Source organism: Oleiphilus sp. HI0066 (assembly GCF_001635725.1).
In genome coordinates this window covers 1-935 of record NZ_LWFH01001719.1, presented here as the reverse complement: position 1 = coordinate 935, position 935 = coordinate 1, and the positions used below count along the sequence as shown (strand labels likewise).

The following is a 935-nucleotide window of genomic DNA, read 5'->3' as shown; positions in this document are numbered from 1 at the left end:
CAATCGTTTTGATGTTGTAAGTGCTCGATCTCTGCGAAGTCTACGCTCACCAAAACTATTTTGGCCGAGTGTAAACCGCCAAGCTTAGCTTTCACTCCTTCATTGATCGCTTTGTAGTAGCCTTGCGTACTTTCCCAACTCATGCCGCCGAGAAGGCCTATTGTTTTCATTTGTTGGACTCCGAGAAAATTGATCTGACAATCAAAACATATTTCGTCTAGGCTTGTCTTGAATTATGAAATGTAGGACTGAATGGTGACTAACGAGCTAGTACTTGTTGATGAGATGGGAAAGAAGTTAGGCCTTGCCGATAAGCTTGAGGCACATCAAAAAGGCTTGTTGCATTTGGCTTTCTCTCTAGTGGTCTATCGAGTTGTTGATGGTCAACGCGAGTACCTTCTCCAGAAACGTGCCGCGACTAAATACCATGGAGCAAACCTATGGAGTAATACCTGTTGTTCCCATCCTTTTGATGAAGAATTGCCAGCTGCGGCTGTTCAGCGCAGAGTCGGAGAAGAGCTTGGAATAACGCAAAAATTAGATCTTAAGGAATTAGAGCCTGTTTTGTATCGAACGGAAATGCAAAACGGTCTTATTGAACATGAGTATGACCATGTATTTGTTTCTAATGACACAATCTTCGACTTTGAGTTGAACCCTCAAGAAGTCAGTGAAACAGCATGGGTATTAGAATCGGATTTAAAGACTGATCTTGTGAAGAACCCAGGAAAATACACGCCTTGGTTACCCTTCGTTCTGGGTCGAATTCCTTCCTAAGTTTAAGTTGCGAGTACTTTTGCATTACTAAGAGCCTGTATTACACTTTGTGAAGTGGCGCACGTTTTAGTGCATATTCAAATATGCGATGAAGGTTACGGATAAACCGATATGGCGATTGCATGGTTAAGAAAAATGTTTGGTGTAAGTGCAGTTAC

At 42.1% G+C, this 935-nt stretch carries 1 protein-coding gene and 1 pseudogene; one reads left to right on the top strand and one right to left on the bottom strand.

Annotated elements, in window-relative coordinates; genetic code table 11:
- Window positions 1-170, bottom strand: a pseudogene (locus A3738_RS26880) (aspartate/glutamate racemase family protein); the annotation flags it as partial.
- A gap of 85 nt (window positions 171-255) precedes the next feature.
- On the opposite strand from A3738_RS26880, the gene idi reads away from it, so the two are divergent.
- Window positions 256-777 (top strand): isopentenyl-diphosphate Delta-isomerase, encoded by a 522-nt coding sequence (gene idi, locus A3738_RS26875; protein WP_197474071.1) that lies wholly within the window; start codon window positions 256-258, stop codon window positions 775-777.
- Window positions 778-935 lie beyond the last annotated feature (158 nt).